The sequence below is a fragment of the Streptomyces sp. AP-93 genome (assembly GCF_022808175.1).
In the GTDB taxonomy this organism is placed as follows: domain Bacteria; phylum Actinomycetota; class Actinomycetes; order Streptomycetales; family Streptomycetaceae; genus Streptomyces.
This window is the reverse complement of sequence record NZ_JALGBX010000009.1, coordinates 97,668-114,145: the sequence shown is the minus strand read 5'-3', so window position 1 is coordinate 114,145 and position 16,478 is coordinate 97,668. Positions and strand designations below refer to the sequence as shown.

The window sequence follows — 16,478 nt, the reverse complement described above, 5'->3', positions numbered from 1 at the left end:
GGGCCAGGTCACCGGTACGGGCCACCTATCCTGGTGTCGTCGGACAGCGCGGTCCGCACGGGCAGCCCGAGCTGCGCATCAGGAGCGGTGGCACCGCCGGACCCAGGTCCGGGCGGGCACCACCGCGCGCAACCGGAGCCCACCTCCCAGTAGCGCTCGAAACACTGCAAGGAGCCGCACCTGTGAGCAGTGCCGACCAGGCCCACTCGACCACCGCCACGGCGACGTCCGCCGGCGCCGCCAACGCCGAGCTGCGCGCGGACATCCGCCGCCTCGGCGACCTCCTCGGCGAGACCCTCGTACGCCAGGAGGGCCAGGACCTCCTCGACCTGGTCGAACGCGTCCGAGCCCTCACCCGCACCGACGGCATCGCGGCCGCCGAGCTGCTCGGCGACACCGACCTGGAGACCGCCGCCAAGCTGGTGCGCGCCTTCTCCACCTACTTCCACCTCGCCAACGTCACCGAGCAGGTGCACCGCGGCAAGGAGCTGCGCGCCCACCGCGCCGCCGAGGGGGGCCTGCTGGCCCGCACGGCCGACATGCTCAAGGACGCGGACCCCGAGCACCTGCGCGAGACGGTCAAGAACCTCAACGTCCGCCCCGTCTTCACCGCGCACCCCACCGAAGCGGCCCGCCGCAGCGTCCTGAACAAGCTGCGCCGCATCGCGGCCCTCCTGGAGGAGCCCGTCGCGGGCGCCGGCGAGCGCCGCCGCCACGACCTGCGCCTCGCGGAGAACATCGACCTCGTCTGGCAGACCGACGAACTGCGCGTGGTCCGCCCGGAGCCCGCCGACGAGGCGCGCAACGCCATCTACTACCTGGACGAGCTGCACGCCGGCGCCGTCGGCGACGTCCTGGAGGACCTCGCCGCCGAGCTCCAGCGCGTCGGCATCGAGATCCCGGCCGGCACCCGCCCGCTCACCTTCGGCACCTGGATCGGCGGCGACCGCGACGGCAACCCCAACGTCACCCCCGAGGTGACCCGGGACGTGCTGATCCTCCAGCACGAGCACGGCATCACCGACGCCCTGGAACTCATCGACTTCCTGCGCGGACTGCTGTCGAACTCCATCCGCTACACCGGCGCCACCGAGGAACTCCTCACCTCCCTCCAGGCCGACCTGGAGCGCCTCCCGGAGATCAGCCCGCGCTACAAGCGGCTGAACGCCGAGGAGCCGTACCGCCTCAAGGCCACCTGCGTCCGGCAGAAGCTCCTCAACACCCGCGAGCGCCTCGCCAAGGGCATCCCGCACGAGGAAGGCCGCGACTACCTCGGCACCGCCGAGCTGCTCACCGACCTCACCCTCATCCAGACCTCCCTGCGCGAGCACCGCGGCGCCCTCTTCGCCGACGGCCGCATGGACCGCACCATCCGCACGCTGGCCGCCTTCGGCCTCCAGCTCGCCACGATGGACGTACGCGAGCACGCGGACGCCCACCACCACGCGCTGGGCCAGCTCTTCGACCGGCTCGGCGAGGAGTCCTGGCGCTACGCGGACATGCCCCGCGACTACCGCGGCCGGCTCCTGGCCAAGGAACTGCGCTCGCGCCGCCCGCTGGCGCCCACCCCGGCCCCGCTCGACGCGGCCGGCCTGAAGACCCTCGGCGTGTTCGGCGCCATCAAGGACGCCTTCGAGAAGTTCGGCCCCGAGGTCATCGAGTCCTACATCATCTCGATGTGCCAGGGCGCCGACGACGTATTCGCCGCCGCCGTCCTCGCCCGCGAGGCCGGTCTCATCGACCTGCACGGCGGCTGGGCCAAGATCGGCATCGTCCCGCTCCTGGAGACCACGGACGAGCTCAAGGCCGCCGACGTCATCCTCGACGAGATGCTCGCCGACCCCTCCTACCGGCGCCTCGTCTCGCTGCGCGGCGACGTCCAGGAGGTCATGCTCGGCTACTCCGACTCCTCCAAGTTCGGCGGCATCACCACCTCCCAGTGGGAGATCCACCGCGCCCAGCGCCGGCTGCGCGACGTGGCCCACCGCTACGGCGTCCGCCTGCGCCTCTTCCACGGCCGCGGCGGCACCGTCGGCCGCGGCGGCGGCCCCTCGCACGACGCGATCCTCGCGCAGCCCTGGGGCACCCTGGAGGGCGAGATCAAGGTCACCGAGCAGGGCGAGGTCATCTCCGACAAGTACCTCGTCCCCTCGCTGGCCCGCGAGAACCTGGAGCTGACCGTCGCGGCCACCCTCCAGGCCTCCGCCCTGCACACCGCCCCGCGCCAGTCCGACGAGGACCTGGCCCGCTGGGACGCGGCCATGGACACCGTCTCGGACGCCGCGCACGACGCGTACCGCGAGCTCGTCGAGGACCCGGACCTGCCGGCGTACTTCTTCGCCGCCACCCCCGTGGACCAGCTCGCCGACCTGCACCTGGGCTCGCGTCCCTCGCGCCGCCCCGACTCCGGAGCGGGCCTCGACGGCCTGCGCGCCATCCCGTGGGTGTTCGGCTGGACCCAGTCCCGCCAGATCGTCCCCGGCTGGTACGGGGTCGGCTCGGGCCTGAAGGCCCTGCGCGAGGCCGGCCAGGGCGACGCGCTGGCCGAGATGGGCGAGCGCTGGCACTTCTTCCGCAACTTCCTGTCCAACGTCGAGATGACGCTGGCCAAGACGGACCTGCGGATCGCCCGCCACTACGTCGACACCCTGGTGCCCGACGAGCTCAAGCACGTCTTCGCCCGCATCGAGGCCGAGCACGAGCTCACCGTCCGCGAGGTCCTGCGGATCACCGGAGGCGAGAAGCTCCTCGACTCCAACCCGGTCCTGCAGCAGACCTTCTCGGTCCGCGACGCCTACCTGGACCCGATCTCCTACCTCCAGGTCTCCCTGCTGGCCCGCCAGCGGGCGGCCGCCGAGCGCGGCGAGGAAGCGGACCCGATCCTGTCCCGGGCCCTGCTCCTCACCGTGAACGGCGTCGCGGCCGGCCTGCGCAACACCGGCTGAGGTTTCGTACGGCACGGCAGAGGGCCCGCACACCGGATGGTGTGCGGGCCCTCTGCCCGTACTAACTGTTGTACGTGGACTGCGCGCGCTCCAGGCCCTCCTGGATCAGGCACTCCACGGCGTCCGCCGAACGGTCCACGAACCAGTCCAGCTCCTTGCGCTCCGTGGAGGAGAAGTCCTTCAGCACGAAGTCGGCGACCTGCATCCGGCCGGGCGGGCGGCCGATGCCGCAGCGCACCCGGTGGTAGTCGGGGCCCATCGACTTGGTCATCGACTTCAGGCCGTTGTGGCCGTTGTCCCCGCCGCCCAGCTTCAGCCGCAGCGTCGGGTAGTCGATGTCCAGCTCGTCGTGGACCGCGATGATCCGGTCCAGCGGCACCTTGTAGAAGTCCCGCAGCGCCGTCACCGGGCCGCCGGACAGGTTCATGAACGACATGGGCTTGGCCAGCACCACCCGCCGGTTCGCCGGCCCGGGCGGGCCCATGCGGCCCTCGACCACCTGCGCGCGGGCCTTGTGCGCCTTGAACTTGCCGCGCATCCGCTCCGCCAGCAGGTCGGCCACCATGAAACCGATGTTGTGGCGGTTGCCCGCGTACTCCGCACCCGGGTTCCCGAGACCCACGATCAGCCAGGGCGCCGCGTCGTCCGACATCAAAAGCTCCTTATACGAAGACGACCGCCGTCCCGCTCCAGTGGAGCCGGACGGCGGTCGTTCAGCAAGTGCTGAGGGGGAGGGGCGAGGCTCAGGCCTCGGCGCCCGCCTCCGCGGCCGGCTCCTCGGCCGAAGCGCCGATGACCTGCAGGACGGCGATGTCGCCGTCGACGGCCAGCGTGGTGCCGGCCGGCAGGACCAGGTCCTTGGCGGTGATGGTGGTACCGGCCTCCAGGCCCGCGATCGAGACGGTGACCTCGGTCGGGATGTGCGTGGCCTCGGCCTCGACGGAGATGGTGTTCTGGAGGGTCTCCAGCATGTTGCCGCCCGGGGCCAGCTCGCCCTCGGTGACGATCGCGACGTCGACGGTGACCTTCTCGCCCTTCTTGACGATCAGGAAGTCGACGTGGGAGATCGAGCGCTTCAGCGGGTGCTTCTGCACGGCCTTCGGGATGACCAGCTCGGTGCCGGCGCCCTCGATGTCCAGGGAGAGCAGGACGTTCGGGGTGCGCAGCGCCAGCTGGAGAGCGTGGGCGTCCACGTTGACGTGCTTCGGGTCGGTGCCGTGGCCGTAGATGACCGCGGGGGTCAGGGCGTCACGGCGGGCCTGGCGGGCAGAGCCCTTGCCGAAGTTTTCGCGGACCTTCGCGGCAAGCTTGATCTCGGACATGCTCACTCCTCGTGGGGTGACGGAAATGGACGACAGTCACCCGGCCGGAACACGGCCTGCTACGAAGAGCGCGTCGATAACGGAGCATCCATACCCGTGGAAAACAGGTACGGCCTCCCTCGCCGAGCAACTCAAGGAGTGTACCCGGCGGGGAGGCCGTACCCAAAAATGATCTCACCCCAGAGGAGTCAGCACCGTGGGGACGTGCTTACTGCTGCTCTTCGAACAGGCTGGTGACCGAGCCGTCCTCGAAGACCTCGCGCACGGCGCGGGCGATCATCGGGGCGATGGAGAGCACCGTGATCTTGTCGAGCTCCAGGTCGGACGGGTCCGGCAGGGTGTTCGTGAACACGAACTCGCTGACCTTGGAGTTCTTCAGGCGGTCGGCGGCCGGGCCCGACAGGATGCCGTGCGTGGCCGTCACGATGACGTCCTCCGCGCCGTGCGCGAAGAGCGCGTCGGCGGCGGCGCAGATGGTGCCACCCGTGTCGATCATGTCGTCGACCAGGACGCAGACGCGGCCCTTGACCTCACCGACGACCTCGTGGACGGTCACCTGGTTGGCGACGTCCTTGTCGCGGCGCTTGTGCACGATCGCCAGGGGGGCGTCCAGGCGGTCGCACCAGCGGTCGGCGACGCGTACGCGGCCGGCGTCCGGGGAGACGATCGTCAGCTTGGAGCGGTCGACCTTGGCGCCGACGTAGTCCGCGAGGACCGACAGGGCCGAAAGGTGGTCGACCGGGCCGTCGAAGAAGCCCTGGATCTGGTCGGTGTGCAGATCGACCGTGAGGATGCGGTCCGCACCCGAGGTCTTCAGCAGGTCCGCGACCAGGCGGGCCGAGATCGGCTCGCGGCCCTTGTGCTTCTTGTCCTGGCGGGCGTACCCGTAGGACGGGACGATCACGGTGATGGAGCGTGCCGACGCGCGCTTGAGCGCGTCGACCATGATCAGCTGCTCCATGATCCACTTGTTGATCGGAGCCGTGTGGCTCTGGATCAGGAAGCAGTCCGCGCCGCGCGCCGACTCCTGGAAGCGGACGTAGATCTCGCCGTTCGCGAAGTCGAAAGCCTTGGTCGGCACGAGGCCGACACCGAGCTGGTGCGCGACCTCCTCGGCCAGCTCGGGGTGGGCGCGGCCGGAGAAGAGCATCAGCTTCTTCTCGCCGGTCGTCTTGATCCCGGTCACAGCACTGTCTCCTCAGACGTGGGAAAGCTGCTCGCCCCCATGTGCGTCCGTCCCGCACACGGTGAGCCAGCCGAATTGCGTTCACGTATCACGGTACGCCGTCTCGGGCGTAGCCGTTTCCGGTCAGTTCACCTCAGCGTTCGTCGGAGTCCTCGTGGACCGCCGACTGAGCCGCTGTTGCGGCGGCGCTTCCCGGACGCTTGCGGGCCACCCAGCCCTCGATATTCCGCTGCTGGCCACGGGCCACGGCCAGGGCGCCGGGCGGCACGTCCTTCGTGATCACGGAGCCGGCGGCCGTGTAGGCGCCGTCCCCGATGGTGACGGGAGCCACAAACATGTTGTCCGAACCCGTCTTGCAGTGTGAGCCGACGGTCGTGTGGTGCTTGTGCTCACCGTCATAGTTCACGAACACGCTGGCCGCGCCGATGTTCGTGTACTCGCCGATCGTCGCGTCGCCGACGTAGGACAGGTGCGGGACCTTGGTGCCCTCGCCGATCGTGGCGTTCTTCATCTCCACGTACGTGCCGGCCTTGGCCTTCGCGCCCAGGTTCGTGCCCGGACGCAGGTACGCGAAGGGGCCGACGCTGGCCGAGACGCCGACGACGGCGGTGTCCGCCACCGTGTTGTCCACGCGGGCGCCGGCGCCGACCTGCGTGTCCTTCAGGCGGGTGTTGGGGCCGACCTCGGCCCGCTCGGCGATGTGCGTGGTGCCGAGCAGCTGGGTGCCGGGGTGCACGATCGCGTCCTGGCCGAAAGTCACCGTCACGTCGACGAGGGTGCTCGCCGGGTCGACGATGGTCACGCCGGCGAGCATGGCGCGCTCCAGCAGGCGGGCGTTCAGCAGGGCGCGGGCCTCGGCGAGCTGGACCCGGTTGTTGATCCCGAGGATCTGCCGGTGGTCCGCGCCCACGGCGGCGCCGACGCGGTGGCCGGCCTCGCGCAGGATGCCGAGCACGTCGGTGAGGTACTCCTCGCCCTGGCTGTTGTCGGTGCGGACCTTGCCGAGAGCGTCCGCGAGGAGGGCGCCGTCGAAGGCGAAGACCCCGGAGTTGATCTCGCGGATGGCGCGCTGGGCGTCGGTGGCGTCCTTGTGCTCGACGATGGCGGTGACCGCCCCGGTCGCTTCGTCGCGGACGATCCGGCCGTACCCGGTGGAGTCGGGGACCTCGGCGGTCAGCACGGTGACGGCGTTGCCGTCGGCCTCGTGCGTGGCCGTCAGCGCGGCCAGGGTCTCGCCGGTCAGCAGCGGGGTGTCGCCGCAGACGACGACCACGGTGCCGGCCGGGCGGTCGGCGCCCAGCTCTTCGAGGGCCATCCGGACGGCGTGCCCGGTGCCGTTCTGCTCGTACTGGACTGCCGTGCGGACGTCGGCGTCGATCGCGGCGAGGTGCGCGGTGACCTGCTCGCGGGCGTGCCCGACGACGACGACGAGGTGGGTGGGGTCCAGCTCGCGGGAGGCGGCGACGACGTGACCGACGAGCGAGCGCCCGCTGATCTCGTGCAGAACCTTGGGTGTGGCCGACTTCATGCGGGTGCCTTCACCCGCTGCGAGTACGACGACGGCTGCCGGGCGGTTGGCGCTCACGGGTGTGCCCTTCGGCTTCGGGTGGTGGACCCGTGAAGGATACCGGTGGGTTTAGGGCGCCAAACGAGGGCGGGTCCCGACCGTGTAGGTCAGGACCCGAACCTGCTGAGCTCCCGGGGCAGGAGTCGAACCTGCGTCGTACCCAGATTCAAAGTCTGGTCGCCCCTGCCGACAGAGCAACCCGGGATTGCGCGCCGCCAGCCTACGCGTTTCTGCGGCGCGCCTCCACTGCCATCCGTGACCACCACCCTTCTATGCGGCGGTAAAGGTCGGTGCTGCCCAGTACGTTGACGACCAGGCAGCCGTGGTAGTCGTCGCCGGTGTTCTTCCGTACCGTCTTCGGGTTGTGCTTCTTGAGCGTTGCCCTCTGGAGCTCCGAAAGATCCACTTTGGCCAGGTCGGCCCAGTACTGCTCGGCGCCCCTCACGTCCCCGGACTCGTGGATCATGACGCGGTAGCGGATTCTCGCGGGGTCCACTCCAAGGACGCCCAACCAGGCCAAGTAGACGTGGATCATGTCGGGGTCGCTGTTTACGAAGGTGACACGTTCGCGTCGGGAGTAGGTCTTGCTCTTCGAGCCCTCAGCCCAATAGAGCCCCACGCCGACCAGGAAGAGCTCCCGCTCGGACATCTCGCCCAATTCCTCGGCGGCCTGCTGCTTGGTCCCCTGTCGCACTTCCTCGCGGAGCAAGGGTCCTCTCCCATCCGCGCTTGGCGATCGCTGACGCCTCTTCGGGGGTGCGCCGCCGCTCCGGCTTCGGGAGGTCGCGGACCCAGAGGGAGATGGAGCTCTTCGAGCAGCCCAGCTCGACCTGGATCTCGTCGTAGGTCATGCCCTGGAGGCGGAGTTCGCGGGCTCGGTCGCGGAGGTCGTCCTTCGCGTTGGGGCGCTTCGTCCATTCCGGTGGGGGCTCTCCCTTCACCAGGGCGTTGAGGATGTTGTTGTTGTGGATGCCCAGGCGGTCGCGGATCTGGCGCAGGCTGAGCCCCTCGCGCCGCAGGGCTATCGCCTGCTCGCGCAGGGATTCGTAGGTCGCGGTTCCGGTGCGGAGGCCGCCGGTGCCGTCGCCGGGGCGACGTCGGATTTCGGTCATGTCGCCAATGTCGTCCGGAATGCGGGATTCAGGTCTCGCTCAGCGGGCTATTCAGTCGTACGTGCGGTTACCGCTGGTTTGCAGGAATTTCGTTCGCCTGTGTGCTGGGGCCCCTGCGTACGCTGGTCGGCATGACCAGTACGGGGGAAGAGCAGGGAGAGGCGGGGGCCGGGCGGGACGGGCCCCTGTGGTGGGAGCGGCGCAGGTCGGCCGCGTGGGACGTGGGGCTCGGGGCGGTGTCCGCCGTCGAGTGCGGGGTGCTGGGCGTCAGGTTCGCCCACGAGGCCGGGATCCCGGTCTTCGCCGGGGTGCTGTTCGGGGTGCTGGTCGGGTCGGTGCTCGTGCTGCGGCAGCGCTGGCCCATCGTCGTGGTGCTGGTCGGCATCGCGGTGTCGCCGGCGGCCATGGGCTTCCTGCTCGGGGTGGTCGGGCTGTACACGCTGGCCGCCTCCGAGGTGCCCCGGCGGATCACCGCGACCCTGGCGTCGATGTCGCTGGCCGCGACCTTCGTGGTGATGTACATGAGGACCCGGGCGCAGGACCCCGATGTCACCCTCACCCTCGCCATCACCCTGTCCGTGTTCGTGGCGGTGGCGCTGACCGTGCCGCCGGTGCTGTTCGGGCTGTACACGGCGGCCCGCAGACGGCTGATGGAGAGCCTGCAGGAGCGGGCGGACTCGCTGGAGCGGGAGCTGTCGCTGCTCGCGGACCGTGCGGAGGAGCGGGCCGAGTGGGCCCGTACGGAGGAGCGGACCCGGATCGCGCGGGAGATGCACGACGTCGTGGCGCACCGGGTGTCGCTCATGGTGGTGCACGCGGCGGCGCTCCAGGCGATCGCCGCGAAGGACCCGGTGAAGGCGGCGAAGAACGCCGCGCTGGTCGGGGACATGGGACGCCAGGCGCTGACGGAACTGCGCGAGATGCTCGGGGTGCTGCGGGCCCAGTCCCCGAAGCCGGCGGCCGTGGCCGCGCCGACGGCGCTGGTGGGGAGCTTCGACGACGGACCGACGCTGGGCGAGCTGGAGGCGCTGGTCGGACAGTCGCGGGCGGCCGGGATGGCCGTGGAGCTGGACGTGCACGGCGAGTACTCCGCGTACGTGGCGGAGGTGGAGCAGACCGCCTACCGGGTGGTGCAGGAGGCGCTGACCAACTGCCACAAGCACGCCGCGGGCGCACGGGTCGTCGTACGGCTGGCGCACCGGGAGGGGGAGGTGGCCATGCAGGTGGAGAACGGCCCCTGCGACGGCCAGGCGGCCGAGCCGGGGCTGCCGAGCGGCGGGAACGGCCTGCTCGGGATGCGCGAGCGGGTGCTCCGACTGGGCGGGGTGTTCGTGTCCGGCCCGACCGACGAGGGCGGCTTCAAGGTGTCGGCGGTCCTGCCGGGCGAGCGGGGGTAGGGACGGATGGCGGGGGATCCGGTGGCGGCCCCGGGCAGGTCCGGGCGTACCGGGCTGCGGGCTTGCCCGTGATCTGCGGGCGTACCCGTTCCGGCGGGAGGAGGGCCGCTGCCCGCAGGGCGGGGAGCGGCCTCCGGAGCCGGCGGGTCAGCCCGTCGTCAGACGGGTCGGCTGGAGGCCGGTGAGGAGGAGGGTGAGGGCCTCGTCGAGGCTCGCGCCCAGGTACCAGTCGCCCGTGTGGTCCACGCAGTAGACGCGGCCCTCGCGGTCGAGGGCGAAGTGGGAGCCGCCGCCCCCGGCCTGGTCCGTGTCGGCCTCGACGCCGAGCGGGCAGAGCTGGGTGGACAGGGCGCGGCCGAGGTCCGCGAAAGTACGGGCGAGGTGCAGGCCCGTGAGGGGGTCCAGGCGTATCGCGGTGGGCGCGATCTGGCGGCCGGGGCCCGGGGCGGTGACGGTGAGGTTCCCGAACTCCGCCCAGGCTTCGACGGCGGCCGGGAAGACGGTGTGCCGGTGCCCGGCGGGGGTGGTGTGGTCGCGCAGGGCGTCGGCCCAGTACTCGGCCTGCTTGATGTCCCAGCGGCCCGGCTCCCAGCCGGCGGTGCGCAGGGCGGAGTCCACGGCGACGGGGAAGCGGGTCGCCGAGGAGCGGGCGTAGGAAGCGGAGGTGGTCATGGCGGCTACTCGGGGTGAGTGAGGTCGACGGGGCGTACGCCGAAGTGGGCGAGGAGGGCCTCGCAGGAGCGGCAGGGGGGTGCGTAGCTGCCGTGGAGCGGGTCGCCGTCCTCGCGGATGCGGCGGGCGGTGATCTTGGAGTGCTTCAGCGAGCGGCGCGCCTCGCTGGGCGTCAGGGGCTTGCGCGAGGCGCGCTTGCTGCGGGCGCCCTCGACGGTGGCGAGGTGGCGGGAGAGCAGGATCGCCTCCGGACACCGGCCGGTGAAACGTTCGCGCTGGCCGCTCGTGAGGGTGTCGAGGAAATCCTGTACGAGGGCGTGCAGTACGGGGGGCAGGTCCGCCTTGCCGGCGGTCCCGGTGAGGGTTTCGCCGCGTACGGACAGGGCGGCGGCCACGGTGGGCAGGATCCCGTCCCGGCGGAAGCGGAGCGTGGGCACGGCGGGGCGGCCGTCCCCGCCGCCCCAGCGCAGCCGGGGATCGCCGGGGCCCTGCTCGGCCGTGGCGCGGGCCTGCGCGGGGACGGCCGCCGGGCCGCCGGTTCCCGTGGGACCGGCGGTATCCGCGGGTCCGCGGGCGCCCGCGGGGCCCGCTGACCCCTGGGCTCCCGCGCCTCCTGAGTGGGCGTCGGCCGCTTCTGTACGTGTTGCCGTGTTCTGCATGGTTGCGCTTTCCCTCCCGTGGCCGCGGCGCCGGCCGCTGTCGCGCACGCCCCCGTGCTCTGGGGACAGCCTGTCAAATGTCCCGTGGCATGTGGAAGCGGGGTCGAATATTCGTATCAATTCGGATCTTCCCGGCCGTCCCGCGGGTGTCGTGTGTGGGTTCGTGAATCGAATGAGTGACCTTTCTCCAGGGGTGTCGTTGATGAGATGACAGCACTGGGGAGGTTGGGGGCGAAGGGTGGGTCGGAAGGGGACGCTCACCGAGGGCGAGGCCACTCGGATCGCTTCTGCCCGTGGTCTGTTGCGGACGGGTGTGGATGAGGAGAGCGGTGAGCTGCTGACGGTCTCGGTGCTGGCGGAGCGTGTCGGCTGGGCAACTGCTCTGGTGTCCGACATGGCCGCCGAGCTGCTCGGCACCCACTGGAGCGCGGGTGATGTGAATGCGTTGGCATCCGGGGCGGACGGTGGGGGCCGGAAGCTGCCGTCGAATGCATGGATGGCGTTGCGCCGCCTGGGCTGGACCGCCGGGCCGCCCCCCGGTATCCGGGTCAACGACCGGATCGTCCGCATGGCGCAGGAGCTGGCCGGACGCTTGCTGCGTTCGGTGAAGTGGCGCGGCGACCTGACCGCCGGGGTACTCACGACCTGGCCTGCTCAACCTGCCAGGCGAACTGGCCTGGAGTGGGATGCGGTGCGTGAGGCGGTGCCGGGCGGATGGAATCTGCCGTCCAGTGTCATCACGTCCCGTACCCGGCAGATCGCCGCGTTCGCCAAAAAGCGGGGGCGGCTGCCTGTCGATGTGTTCGAGGTGGAGAGCGCACCCAAGGCGGCGCGGATGCTGCTGCTGTCGGCATGCGACGGGCAGCAAGCCGTCATCGAACGGGCAGACGATCCTGGCCGGGCAATGCTGCGCTTGCAGCTTCCCACCCGGCCCGACCCGCGGTCGTACCGGGACTGGACGTGGGTGTCCTGTCCCGTCAAGCTGCCGCCGATGATCCCCGCCTCGGCGGTGTTGCACCTGCCCACCCTGCGCCCGCACCAGGGCCGTGTTCGCGTAGATCTTGCCTACACCCACGCCGTCCCGAGGGCGGCACGCAGCGGGCACACGGTCGCGCTCGGTGTGGACTGGGGTCTGAACACCCTCCTCAGCGCGGGCCCGGCCCGGCTGCACGAGGACGGGCGGATCACCGCCCTCGGAGCAGGGGGTATGTTCCGGGCAGCTGGTGTCCTCGCCAAACAGCACCGCCTGCGCCGACTCTCCGAGTACCTGCATGCCAAGGCCGAGGGCTATCAGCGGCTCACCGGCGGAGAAGAGCAGCACGTCCTGGCCGCCAAACACGCCATCCTGCGCGAGGAGATCGGCCGGGTTGGCGCACGCCGGTCGAATCTCAATGACGCGCTGGCCCGGGCCGCCGCCAGGTGGGCGGTTGATCAGGCCATCGCCGCCGGGGCCGGCGTCATCTACGTCGAAGACCTCCGTTCCCTGGAGGCGCGTGGCATGGGCCGCACCGTCAACACCCGCATGTCCCAGCAGGTACGCGGGAAGATCGTCGACAACATGCGGCATATGGCAGCCGAGACGGGCATAGCCGTCGTCACCGTTCCGGCGCGCAACACCTCCAGGCACTGTCCGCAATGTCTCACCCCGTTGCGGCACCGCAAGGCTCCCGACAGGCCCACCACACCGGGCTGGAAATGGGCCATCTGCCCATCCTGCCTTTGGCAGGGAGACCGGGATCACGGTGCCTGGCAGCGCATCGCAGCGCGCGGCCTGGCCCATCAGGCCGAGACCGCCTGTGACCGTGTCACAGGCGCCATGGCCATCCACGCGATCGTGGACAACCTCGAAGCGGGCGCGGTCATTACACCGCGGGCTAACCTGACCAGCAGGCGGGACCGGACCAAGACCGGACCCACCCGGCACGAGACAACATGTCCGACGCCCAGGCGACGCCGGACACCCTCCCCCACCAGACCGCAAGGCCCGGCGGGAAAGCGTCCGGAGGGACACGTTCACAGGGACCGGACCCGGCTGCCCCGCGCAGCCCACCGGCACCAGGACGTGACAACGATCAGCACACCCGCCACCGGTCGGCACCGGCCACGAGGCGCGGCGCTGGGCGCGGGATTCCACCTGCAGGCTCACGTCACTCCTCCATGGTGGGAACATATCCTCGAACCAGACACTCAGTCCGGCTCAGGATCACTTAGCTGATCAGAGACGCTGTGGTGAACCAGCCAGATCCAGCAGGGGGCTACCGCCATGACGACAGGTCGGCTCGGGCATCAGGCCGCGCCACCCAACGCCGCTTATTCGGGGCAGGTCGTGCATTTCCCGGACCCCGTCCGGGCCGCGCGCCATCCCCACGGAGTCCGCATCGACGCGAACGGACACCCCGACTTCGCGCTGTACGCCCGTGCGGCCGTCGAGATCGCCGAACCCCCGGAGGGCTTCGGCGTGGACGAGCTGCGCCTGACGGACTGCGTGTCCGCGAACGCCGCCATGCGGGCCACCGGCCACGAACTGTGGGACACGGTCGGCCCGGTGTCGACCCCGCACGGCTGGACCTGGCACCACGTGTCCGGGACGCGCCGGATGGAGCTGGTCCCGGTCGAGGTGAAGTCGCTGCTGAGGCACCACGCCGGTCTGGCGACGGCGGCGGTGGACCACGGCAAGCGCGGGACGCGGTCGTTGCAGGAGGTGCGCCCGGTGCACCTGGGGCTGCCCAAGACGGTGGTCTCGGTGTCCGAGCAGCAGGTCCAGGGCGTCGAGGAGGACCTCGGCTACCGGCTCCCGGAGGCGTACCGCTCCTTCCTGAAGGCGGCGGGCGGCTGCGCGCCGGTGGGCACGGGACTCGACGTGGACCTGGGACTGCTGGTGGACCAGCCGTTCTTCACGGTGCGCGAGGAGGCGGCGGTCAACGACCTCGTCTACGTCAACAAGTGCCTGCGGGACCACCTGACGAAGGACTACCTGTGCGTGGCCTTCGTGCAGGGCGGGCTGCTCGCGGTGAAGGTGCGCGGTGAGGCCGTGGGTTCGGTCTGGTTCTCCCCGTACGACGATGCGCGCGACCAGGACGGCTGGTCGGTGCAGGAACGCGTGGAGCGGTTGCTGCTGCCGTGCGGTGCGGATTTCGACGCCTTCCTGGAACGGCTGGCGGGCAATCCGCCGGAACTGGAAACGGTGGCCGGTCTGATGGTGGACGGCGGATTCGCGCGCTCGGTTCCCGTGACGGGTCCGGGTCCGGGAGCGGGGCCGGGTGCGGGTTCGAGTGCGGGTTCGGCGGAGCGTTCGGTTCCGGGTGCCGGGCCGGCAACGGCACCGGTGGAAGGGTGACGGCGCGATGGTGACGTTTGCGCAGGCGCAGGAGCGCGCCGAAGAGTGGATCAACGGGGACGTGCCCGGGTACCAGCACCGCGAGGTGCGCGTACGGGAGTTCGGACTCGGTTTCGTGGTGTGGGCGGAGGACCGCCCGGCGGGCCCGGTGTCCGGGGGCGGCCGGCAGCGGCTCGTCATCGCGCGGGACAGCGGGGAGGTGACGCTCTGGCCCGGCCTGCCGGTGGGTGAGGTGATCCGCCGCTACGAGGAGGAGTACGGGGCGTCGGCCGCGCAGGCCGAGGCTTCGGTGCCGGTGCCGCGCATCGACTCGGAGCAGACCTCGTTCATGCTGAGTCCGCCCGAGTGGCTCCAGGAGGCGGCGGACCGGGCGGGGATCCCGGCGGCTCCGGCGGCTCCTGCTCCGCAAGCCCCGGTGGCTCCTCCGGCGCCGGCCGGGCAGGCGGTTCCGGCCGCTTCCGGGGCGGGCTCTGCGGAGCCGGACCCGGAGCCCGTGCCGCTGCGGCGCGGGGGAGAGGTCCCCTACGAGCCGACCGCCAACGACGGGGTGCCCGCCGCGGTCCCGACCGGGGCCACGCCGTGGGCCGGTACCGACGTGAACCCCGGTGCGGACTCCGTGTCCGTACCGCTGCCGGCGACGGTGTTCGCCCCGCCGCTGTCCGGGACGGACCTGGACGACGCCCCGGCGCCGTCGGGGCCGGGCCCGGAGGCGCGCACGACCCTGATGCCCAGGGGCAGTGAGCTGCCGAAGACCGCCGTCGTGCCCGCGCTGGACCCGGAGTCCTCCGGGCCGGGGCAGGGTGCGGCCTCCGGTCCCGGGCCGGTGTCCCGCGGGGACATCGCCGACGCGCCGACGAGCAAGGCCCGGGTCAACCGGCCCGGGGCCCCCGCGCCCGTGACTCCGCCGGGTCCGCCCGGTGCGCCGGGCAGCGGCGCGGACTCGCCTTCGTACGCCGCCACCATGCTGGCCGGTCCCGGCGGACCGCAGCAGCCCGGCCCGCCCGGCCCGCCCGGAGCTCCGGGCGGCGGGCTGGACCACGCGGCGACGATGCTGGCGGGTCCGGCCGTGGCGGGGCAGCCCGCGCCTCCCGGTCCGCCGGGGGCTCCCGGGGCCTCCGGCGGGCGCGGAGACGCGTACGCGGCCACCATGCTGGCCGGTCCCGGCGGACCGCAGCAGCCCGGTCCGCCCGGCCCGCCCGGAGCTCCGGGTGCCGGGCAGCCGCCCGCGCCGCCCGGCCCCGCGCCGCAGTCCCCCGTACACGCGCCGCAGGCACCCGCGCCGCAGGCCCCCGCTCCCGGGGTGCCCACGGTCGGCCCCGGCTACCAGGCCGTGCTGCGCTACCGGGCTCCCGACGGCTCCGAGCAGCAGCTCATCCGCCGCTCCGCGCCCGGCACCCCGCACCCGGAGTGGCAGATCCTGTACGAGCTGCGGGCGATGAACGTGCCTCCGCAGCAGGTGCTGGAACTGCACACCGAGCTGGCTTCGTGCGAGCTGCCCGGCGGCTACTGCGCCCGCATGATCCGGGAGACCTGGCCGCAGGTCCGGATCACGAGCGTGGCCCCGTACGGGACGGACCACGCGGGCCGACAGCAAGGCATGCGGCACCTGCTGACCCACCAGGGCGAACTGCACCAGGTGGCGGACGGCCCGGCGCGGCCCGCGCCGGTGCGCGCACCGCTGCCCCAGGTGCCGTTGCAGCCGGCGATCCCGCTCGACGCGATCGCGCAGGAGCTGGCGGGGGCGTTCGGGCCGCAGGGCGTCTTCCGCTTCGAGCAGCGTGCGGTGTCCCGGCAGGGTGTGCCGGAGATCGTGGCGCAGACGCTGATGTGGTCGGGTCTGCCGGTGGACTTCGGGCCGTTCTTCTGGGCCCAGGCCGTACCGGGTGCCCCGTTGCCGACGCTGGCCGAGCTGGCGGCGCAGCGGCAGGTGCAGCCGGCCTCGGACGCGGGCTCGTACCTGGTGGTGGGCAGCGACTTCGGCAAGGCGCTGTGCGTGCAGTACGGGACCGCGCACATCGTGGCGGTGCCGGTGGAGGCGGGTCCGGGGGGCGCTCCGGTGCCTCCGCAGTTCGTGAACTCCTCGCTGCCGCAGTTCGTCCGGTCGCTGGCGATGCTGGGTCACATGTGGCGGCTGCGCCAGCATCTGACGCCGGAGCAGGCGGGCCGCTGGACCGTCGATTTCCAGGCGAATCTGGCGGGCCTGGACAGTGCGGCGCTGGCGTCGCCGGAGAACTGGTGGTCGGTGCTGCTGGAGCAGATGTGGGACGGGCTCCTCTGAGCG

11 protein-coding genes, 1 tRNA gene and 1 pseudogene are annotated in these 16,478 nt (G+C 71.7%); 5 read left to right on the top strand and 8 right to left on the bottom strand.

Features of this window, described 5'->3' with window-relative positions:
• Positions 1 to 182: 182 nt before the first annotated feature.
• Positions 183 to 2,945 (top strand): phosphoenolpyruvate carboxylase, encoded by a 2,763-nt coding sequence (ppc, locus tag MTF69_RS16895; protein ID WP_374323211.1) that lies wholly within the window; start codon positions 183 to 185, stop codon positions 2,943 to 2,945.
• Between the two features lie 61 nt (positions 2,946 to 3,006).
• On the opposite strand, the gene pth is transcribed toward ppc, so the two are convergent.
• The 6 genes and pseudogenes from pth to MTF69_RS16865 all read right to left on the bottom strand — a co-directional run bounded on the left by pth (position 3,007) and on the right by MTF69_RS16865 (position 8,132).
• Positions 3,007 to 3,597, bottom strand: a complete 591-nt coding sequence (gene pth / locus MTF69_RS16890; RefSeq protein WP_243335281.1) for an aminoacyl-tRNA hydrolase — start codon at positions 3,595 to 3,597, stop codon at positions 3,007 to 3,009.
• 91 nt (positions 3,598 to 3,688) lie between these two features.
• Positions 3,689 to 4,267: a 50S ribosomal protein L25/general stress protein Ctc gene (locus tag MTF69_RS16885; RefSeq protein WP_243335279.1), complete on the bottom strand. Its 579-nt coding sequence runs from the start codon at positions 4,265 to 4,267 to the stop codon at positions 3,689 to 3,691.
• A 208-nt stretch (positions 4,268 to 4,475) separates the two neighbouring features.
• Complete coding sequence (locus MTF69_RS16880; RefSeq protein WP_243335276.1) at positions 4,476 to 5,453, bottom strand: ribose-phosphate diphosphokinase; 978 nt, start codon at positions 5,451 to 5,453, stop codon at positions 4,476 to 4,478.
• Between the two features lie 133 nt (positions 5,454 to 5,586).
• Positions 5,587 to 7,038: a bifunctional UDP-N-acetylglucosamine diphosphorylase/glucosamine-1-phosphate N-acetyltransferase GlmU gene (glmU, locus tag MTF69_RS16875; protein WP_243335274.1), complete on the bottom strand. Its 1,452-nt coding sequence runs from the start codon at positions 7,036 to 7,038 to the stop codon at positions 5,587 to 5,589.
• 110 nt (positions 7,039 to 7,148) lie between these two features.
• Positions 7,149 to 7,225 (bottom strand) — tRNA-Gln (locus MTF69_RS16870).
• Between the two features lie 15 nt (positions 7,226 to 7,240).
• A pseudogene (locus MTF69_RS16865) lies at positions 7,241 to 8,132 on the bottom strand (hypothetical protein).
• Between the two features lie 131 nt (positions 8,133 to 8,263).
• Here MTF69_RS16865 and MTF69_RS16860 point away from each other — a divergent pair.
• Complete coding sequence (locus tag MTF69_RS16860) at positions 8,264 to 9,529, top strand: sensor histidine kinase (protein WP_243335272.1); 1,266 nt, start codon at positions 8,264 to 8,266, stop codon at positions 9,527 to 9,529.
• A gap of 147 nt (positions 9,530 to 9,676) precedes the next feature.
• Here MTF69_RS16860 and MTF69_RS16855 read toward each other — a convergent pair whose 3' ends face one another.
• Both MTF69_RS16855 and MTF69_RS16850 read right to left on the bottom strand, forming a co-directional pair.
• Positions 9,677 to 10,201 carry an SUKH-3 domain-containing protein gene (locus MTF69_RS16855; protein WP_243335270.1) on the bottom strand — a complete coding sequence of 175 codons (525 nt, stop codon included), beginning with the start codon at positions 10,199 to 10,201 and terminating at the stop codon, positions 9,677 to 9,679.
• A gap of 5 nt (positions 10,202 to 10,206) precedes the next feature.
• Positions 10,207 to 10,671, bottom strand: a complete 465-nt coding sequence (locus tag MTF69_RS16850; RefSeq protein ID WP_243335614.1) for a YwqJ-related putative deaminase — start codon at positions 10,669 to 10,671, stop codon at positions 10,207 to 10,209.
• A gap of 502 nt (positions 10,672 to 11,173) precedes the next feature.
• Between MTF69_RS16850 and MTF69_RS16845 the strand changes: the two genes are divergently transcribed.
• The 3 genes from MTF69_RS16845 to MTF69_RS16835 are packed head-to-tail and all read left to right on the top strand — an operon-like array spanning position 11,174 to position 16,475.
• On the top strand, positions 11,174 to 13,075 hold the full coding sequence (locus tag MTF69_RS16845) for a transposase (protein WP_243335268.1): 1,902 nt from the start codon (positions 11,174 to 11,176) through the stop codon (positions 13,073 to 13,075).
• Positions 13,076 to 13,123: 48 nt separating this feature from the next.
• Positions 13,124 to 14,197, top strand: a complete 1,074-nt coding sequence (locus tag MTF69_RS16840) for an SMI1/KNR4 family protein (protein WP_243335266.1) — start codon at positions 13,124 to 13,126, stop codon at positions 14,195 to 14,197.
• A gap of 7 nt (positions 14,198 to 14,204) precedes the next feature.
• Entirely contained in the window at positions 14,205 to 16,475 is a 2,271-nt protein-coding gene (locus MTF69_RS16835) for an SUKH-4 family immunity protein (protein ID WP_243335265.1), read from the top strand.
• Positions 16,476 to 16,478: the final 3 nt, after the last annotated feature.

What these genes read in the sequence shown, in the direction of transcription:
- MTF69_RS16835 (WP_243335265.1), top strand. Translation starts at nt 14,205, where the DNA reads ATGGTGACGTTTGCGCAGGCGCAGGAGCGCGCCGAAGAGTGGATCAAC.
- pth (WP_243335281.1), bottom strand. Translation starts at nt 3,597, where the DNA reads ATGTCGGACGACGCGGCGCCCTGGCTGATCGTGGGTCTCGGGAACCCG.
- MTF69_RS16855 (WP_243335270.1), bottom strand. Translation starts at nt 10,201, where the DNA reads ATGACCACCTCCGCTTCCTACGCCCGCTCCTCGGCGACCCGCTTCCCC.
- MTF69_RS16840 (WP_243335266.1), top strand. Translation starts at nt 13,124, where the DNA reads ATGACGACAGGTCGGCTCGGGCATCAGGCCGCGCCACCCAACGCCGCT.
- MTF69_RS16860 (WP_243335272.1), top strand. Translation starts at nt 8,264, where the DNA reads ATGACCAGTACGGGGGAAGAGCAGGGAGAGGCGGGGGCCGGGCGGGAC.
- MTF69_RS16885 (WP_243335279.1), bottom strand. Translation starts at nt 4,267, where the DNA reads ATGTCCGAGATCAAGCTTGCCGCGAAGGTCCGCGAAAACTTCGGCAAG.